Origin of the sequence: Microbacterium sp. B24, from assembly GCF_000333415.1 — a bacterium.
GTDB lineage: Bacteria > Actinomycetota > Actinomycetes > Actinomycetales > Microbacteriaceae > Microbacterium.
This window is the reverse complement of the sequence record NZ_BADB01000478.1, coordinates 1-3,843: the sequence shown is the minus strand read 5'-3', so window position 1 is coordinate 3,843 and position 3,843 is coordinate 1. Positions and strand designations below refer to the sequence as shown.

The 3,843-nt window shown below is 67.8% G+C and carries 3 protein-coding genes; 2 read left to right on the top strand and 1 reads right to left on the bottom strand.

Annotated features, from left to right (window positions below; translation table 11 throughout):
- On the top strand, positions 1-771 hold a 771-nt coding region (locus I5I_RS13965; RefSeq protein WP_036321096.1), incomplete at its 5' end, for a LysR substrate-binding domain-containing protein.
- Complete coding sequence (locus I5I_RS13960) at positions 768-1,499, top strand: glutamine amidotransferase (RefSeq protein WP_036321094.1); 732 nt, start codon at positions 768-770, stop codon at positions 1,497-1,499. The genes I5I_RS13965 and I5I_RS13960, both read left to right, overlap by 4 nt.
- Before the next feature lie 59 nt (positions 1,500-1,558).
- On the opposite strand, the gene I5I_RS13955 is transcribed toward I5I_RS13960, so the two are convergent.
- Positions 1,559-3,843: glycogen/starch/alpha-glucan phosphorylase (locus I5I_RS13955; protein ID WP_036321092.1), on the bottom strand; the 2,285-nt coding region annotated here is incomplete at its 5' end.

Below are 3,843 nucleotides of genomic sequence, written 5' to 3'. Positions count from 1 at the left end.
ATTCGAGCTCGGACCCGGGGATCCTCTAGAGTCGGACGCGTGCTCGTGCGGACGACCGGAGGATGGGAGGTCACCGAGCTCGGCCACCGCGCGGTGACCATTGCCGAGCGCATCGAGGCATCGCTGCGAGAGCTCGTCGACGGCGAGAACGCCGACGCGGTTCACGGCATGGTGCGAATCTCCGCCCCGGACGCCTTCACGTCGGTCTTCCTCGCTCCGGCGATGACAGCCCTGCGCCGGGAACACCCGCAGCTCGCGGTCGAATTGCTGTCGGCGACGCAGCGCGTGCGCCAGAACCGCTCCGGCGTCGACCTGGAGATCGTGGTCGGACGCCCCCAGGTGCTGCGGGCCTATGCGACACCCGTCTGCGCGTACGCACTGCGTCTGTACGCGACACCCGACTATCTGCGAGAGGCGGGGACCCCCGACTCGATCGCTCAGCTGGCCGCACACCCGCTCGTGTACTACGTGGAGAGCTCCCTGCAGGTCGATGAGCTCGACCGCGCACTGCAGGAGTTGCCGGACTCGCCCGCCTCGGTCCGTTCGACCAGCGTCTTCGCGCACGTCGAGGCGACGGCCGCGGGAGCGGGCATCGGCATCCTGCCCGACTTTCTCGGCGATGCCGACCCGCGCCTGACCCGGGTGCTCGACGGCGCCTACGCGCATCCCCTCGCCTACTGGGCCGTCGCCCGCGACGAGGGTCCGCGCAACCCCACCGTCGCCGCCACCCTCGATGCGCTGCTCGCCCATATCGAGGCGGTGCGAGGATGAAGCCGTTCCTGTTGCTCGCGACCCGGGCCGAGGATGTGCCCGCCGACGAGGAGTACGCCCTCTTCCTCCGCTTCACCGGGCTGACACCGGATGAGCTGGTCCGCGTGCGGATGGAGGCGGGGCCTCTCGGACCGGTGGATCTGGACGCCTACTCGGGCGTCTTCGTGGGCGGCGGGCCCTTCAACGCGTCGGACCCGATCGCGAAGAAGTCATCCGCGCAGCGCCGCGTCGAGGCGGAGATCGCCGCCCTTCTCGACCAGGTGGTGGCGCGCGACTTCCCCTTCTTCGGCGCCTGTTACGGTGTGGGAACTCTCGGTGCACATCAGGGCGCGATCATCGACGGCACCTACCGGGAGCCCATCAGCGTCATCGAGGTCGAGAAGACGGGCGCCGGGCGCGACGACCCGCTGCTGGCCGGGCTGCCCGACCGCTTCGCGGCCTTCGTCGGCCACAAGGAGGCGATCTCGACGCTGCCGGCGACGGCGACGCTGCTGGTTCGCGGCGAGGCGTGTCCCGTGCAGATGTTCCGCGTGGGGAGCAACGTGTACGCCACGCAGTTCCACCCGGAGTGCGACCTCGAGGGCATCAGCACGCGGATCCGCGCGTACGCCGGCTACGGGTACTTCGGAGCGGACGAGCTGGATCTCACGCTCGCGGCGGTGCGCCGGCTGCCGGTCGTGCACACGGGCGCCATCCTGCGCGCCTTCGTCGAACGCTACGCGCGCTGAACCGAGCCTCGACTCGTCGCTGCGCTCCGCGCTCGACGACCGGGAAGGGACACCTCCCGTCAGAGCAGCGGGGGCGTGTGCCAGATGCGCTCGATGTAGTCGCGCATCGAGCGGTCGGACGAGAAGAAGCCGGAGCGTGCGACGTTCAGGATCGCCGACCGCGTCCACGCGTCCTGATCGACATAGGCGGCATCCACCTGGTCCTGCGCCGCGACGTATGACGAGTAGTCGGCCAGCACCATGAAGCGGTCGTCGTAGAGCAGGTTCGACACGATCGGCTCGAACACGCTGCGATGGCCGCCCGAGAACGCGCCGGAGGCGATGAGATCCATCGCGCGGCGGAGGTTCTCGTCGCCCTGGTAGAAGTCGGCGGGCTTGTAGCCCCGGGCCCACAGCGCCTCGACCTCGGGCTCGCTCATGCCGAAGAGGAAGAAGTTGTCATCGCCGACGAGCTGACGGATCTCGACGTTCGCGCCGTCGTCGGTTCCGATCGTCAGCGCGCCGTTGAGGGCGAACTTCATGTTGCCCGTGCCCGAGGCCTCCTTCCCGGCGAGCGAGATCTGCTCCGACAGGTCGGCGGCCGGGATCAGGCGCTCGGCGAGTGTGACGTTGTAGTTCGGCGGGAACAACACCTTCAGACGCCCCTCGACGCGCGGATCGGCGTTGACCACTTCTCCGACGGCGTTGATGAGGTGGATGATGCGCTTGGCCATGGCATAGCCGGGCGCCGCCTTCGCACCGAAGATGACGGTGCGCGGCAGGATGTCGGATGCCGCGACACGGCCCGACACGATGCTCTCGTACTGCGTGACGACGTGAAGAAGCTTGAGCATCTGCCGCTTGTACTCGTGCAGACGCTTGACCATCACGTCGAGCATGTGGCCGTCGCTGATCTCGAGGCCGTCCCGCGCGCGCAGCACATCGCCGAGGCGGCGCTTGTTCGCCGATTTGACCTCGGCGAACGCCTCGCGGAACCGGGGATCCTCGGCGTACGCCTCGAGTTCCCGCAGACGCTCGAGGTCGGTGAGCCACCCCGTGCCGATCGCCTCCGTGATCAACTCGGACAGCCCGGGGTTGGCGAGGCGCACGAAGCGGCGCGGAGTGATGCCGTTCGTGACGTTCGTGAACTTGCCCGGGAAGAAGTCGTTGAAGTCCGGCAGCACCTTGTCGCGCAGCAACTGCGAGTGCAGTTCGGCGACGCCGTTGACCTTCGCACCGGCGACCGTGGCGAGGTACGCCATCCGGACGCTGCGCTCGGGGAACTCGCCGATGATCGACATGTTGCGGATGCGCATCTCGTCATCGCCGTAGCGTTCGCGCACCGCCTCGAGGAACTCTTCGTTGATGCGGTAGATGATCTCCAGGTGGCGCGGCAGAAGCCGCCCGAGAAGGTCGACCGACCACACCTCCAGCGCCTCCGGCAGCAGCGTGTGGCACGTGTAGGCGAAACACTGCTGTGTGATCGCCCACGCGGCATCCCACTCGAGTTTGCGCTCGTCGACGAGCACACGCATCAGTTCGGGGACGCCGATCACCGGGTGGGTGTCGTTGAGCTGGAAGATCACACGGTCGGGGAGCTTGTCGATGTCGAAGTCCGCCGGGAGGGTGTGCTCCAGGAAGTCGCCGATGGATGCCGCGACGAAGAAGTACTGCTGCTGCAGGCGCAACTCCTTCCCCTGGGGCGTGGAGTCCTCGGGGTAGAGCACCTTGGAGATGTTCTCGGCGAAGGTCTGGGCACGGACGGCTTCCTCATAGTCGCCGGAGTTGAAGACACGGAGATCGAACGAGTCGGTCGCCTTCGCGCTCCACAGCCGCAGCGTGTTGACACGACCGTTGAGGTAGCCGGGCACCATGTAGTTGTACGGTACGGCGAGCACGTCCCACCCCGGCACCCAGCGGGACCGGGTCACACCGGCGTCGTCGTACGTCTCGGTGTGACCGCCGAAGGAGATCCGGCGTGCCGCTTCGGGATGCGGGAACTCCCACGGTGAACCGAGCGTCAGCCACGCGTCGGGCTGCTCGACCTGCTGGCCGTCGACGAACGTCTGGCGGAAGATGCCGTACTCGTAGCGGATGCCGTAGCCGATGTTGGGCACACCCATCGTCGCGAGCGAATCGATGAAGCAGGCCGCGAGGCGGCCCAGACCGCCGTTGCCGAGCCCGGGTTCGACCTCCTGGGCGCGCAGGTCGTCGATGTCGATGCCGCACGCCGCCATCGCCTCGGTTGCGATCTCGGTGAGGCCGCTCGCGAGCAGGTTGTTGTCGAGCTGACGGCCCAGCAGATACTCGGCGGGAGAGTAGCACACGCCCTTGGNNCTGACCACGCGCTGTCGGCGGAGGTCTT